We start from the raw sequence: 2316 nt of genomic DNA on the forward strand, positions 1-2316 counted from the left end.
CCTCTAGGTTAACCTAGAGGTTTTTTTACTTCAAATTAGATTTTGTACTAAGTTCAATTCTTGAAACCAAAAGTGGAATTAAAACTAGTTGTATTGCAATTCCAGGAAATGATTTAACAAAAGAACCGGTAAACCAAAGGACTGGATTAGCATCAAATCCTGTCATGGTTTGAACAAGCACAAATACAACAATTGCAGCTACTAATCTTCCAATTACTAGTGAAGCCAGTAGTGAGATAAAAAGTCTATTTGACTTCTTATATAAAAGTCCTGTAAAAAGTCCATATGCTCCAAGCTCAAATATCATTATATATAGGATTGGAACAGGTGGCATATTAGTTAAAAAGAAATTTAGTATCGGAGCCAGTACTCCTACAATAAGTCCATATAGTGGACCAAGAAGAAGTCCGCCTATAAGAACAGGTAGGTGCATTGGCAAAAATATATTGCCTGGAAGGCCTGTAAAGTGAAACAATGCCGGGATTGCTATTGATAGTGCCAGAATCACTGCGGCATAAACCATTTTCTTAGTATTCATAGGAACCTCCTTTTTAAATCAATTATACATAATTCTTTAAGTTTTGTATAATAGATTTGATGTGATACAATTCCATTAATGTAAAGGAGGCATAATGAGACCTAATTTTTTTAAATCTTCAGTTATGATATTTGCCATCGGACTTATATCGAAAGTCATGGGAATATTTAGACAATCATTAATAGGATATTACTATGGCCAGTCAGTTTACACCGATGCATTTAATTATGCCAACGAAATTGCACTAATACTAACCGTAGTACTAAATACAACAATACACTTAGTAATTATCCCCATGCTATCAAAGACAAAAGAAAATTATAGTTCAGAAGAAGGAGAGATTTACTTTAGTAAAATTGTAAACCTTGTAACTTTAATAAATATAGGACTAGTTTTAGTCGTAATCATATTTGCTAAGCCGATGGTGAATTTAATAATACCAAACTTTCCAAAGGAACATTTAGACTTAACAGTTAAGATGGTAAGAATAATTGCACCATCCATAATATTTTTAGGACTTTGTTCATGCTTTGGAGCTTACTTAAATTCGTTAAATATTTTTGCTCCATTTGCAGCCCTTGGAATAATAGTGAATTTAACATTCTACATTGGACTTTTAGCACTAGGGAAATTCAATAACATAATAGACTTATCATATATTGCAACAGCAGGTTCCCTTGCGCAAGCAGTATTTTTATATATTTTCTTAAAAAGACAGAAATATAAACACAAGATATCAATAAAAGACGACAAGGGATATTTGAAAGAGACAATGTACCTAATGCTCCCACTAACGTCAAAAGAGATGATATCCCAGGGAGCTAATGCAGTTATAAACAGTATAGTATCTGGCCTTATGGAAGGAAGTAAGACTATCCTTAGAACATCCTACAACCTTTTTGGTGCAGTGTTATCGCTATCAATAACATCAGTATCAACGGTGTTATATCCATCCCTTGCAAAAGCATTTAACTCAGGAGATAAAAAATTTATAAAAAAAGTTATTGACAAAGGTATAATCATAACAATAATGGTACTAATACCATTTACATTCGGAGTTATAATTCTATCAAAACCACTCATAGCCTTTATATATGAAGGAGGAAAATTTACAAGAGAAAATACAATCCTAACAGCAAACGCACTTAGGCTATACGCAGCAGGATTTACTGCATCGGGACTTAGGATTTACTTAAACAGAGTTTACTTTGGACTACAAGATACAAAGACGCCGTTTGCAAATCAAATAATAACCAGTGGAATTTACATTACACTAAGTTTTATCCTAACAAAAACATATGACTACAAAGGTGTGGCAATAGCATTTACATTGTCAAGTATAATAGAAGTACTGATACTAATAGTATTATTAAAAAAGAAAATTACAGAACTGGATTTAAAATACTACACGATTAGCTTTATAAAAGTAGTACTTAGTTCAATTGTAATGGCAATAGCAATATACTATCTGGATATAGGACTAAAAGAAATACTGCCAAGCGCAAAAAAAATTATTTTATTAAGACTTCTTCTACAGGCATTAATAGGAGCAACAATTTATTCGATTGTACTTTACTCCTTAAAGCTTAAAGAGCTTAATGAATTGAAAACTGTTGTAAAAAAGAAGTTAAAAAAAGATAAAAAAACACTTGACAATGATAAATAAAGTTGATATTATAATTAGGCACTCATATGAGTTGCCTTTTTTAATACAAATTTTTCCAAAAGAAAAAAATAAAAAAGCTTGACAACAAAAGATCTACATGCTAGACTATAGA

General features: G+C 31.3%; 2 protein-coding genes. One reads left to right on the forward strand and one right to left on the reverse strand.

Annotation, left to right across the window (positions count from 1 at the left end):
• Positions 1-25: 25 nt before the first annotated feature.
• The gene (locus WKS98_RS09860) at positions 26-538 is read right to left on the reverse strand and encodes an ECF transporter S component (RefSeq protein ID WP_498918930.1); all 513 of its coding nucleotides are present in this window, start codon (positions 536-538) and stop codon (positions 26-28) included.
• Positions 539-632: 94 nt separating this feature from the next.
• Here WKS98_RS09860 and murJ point away from each other — a divergent pair, with 94 nt between their 5' ends.
• Positions 633-2204, forward strand: coding sequence for a murein biosynthesis integral membrane protein MurJ (murJ, locus tag WKS98_RS09865; RefSeq protein WP_498918932.1), 1572 nt, complete (start codon positions 633-635; stop codon positions 2202-2204).
• Positions 2205-2316 lie beyond the last annotated feature (112 nt).

The sequence above is a fragment of the Lagierella sp. ICN-221743 genome (assembly GCF_037890055.1).
In the GTDB taxonomy this organism is placed as follows: Bacteria; Bacillota; Clostridia; order Tissierellales; family Peptoniphilaceae; genus Mediannikoviicoccus.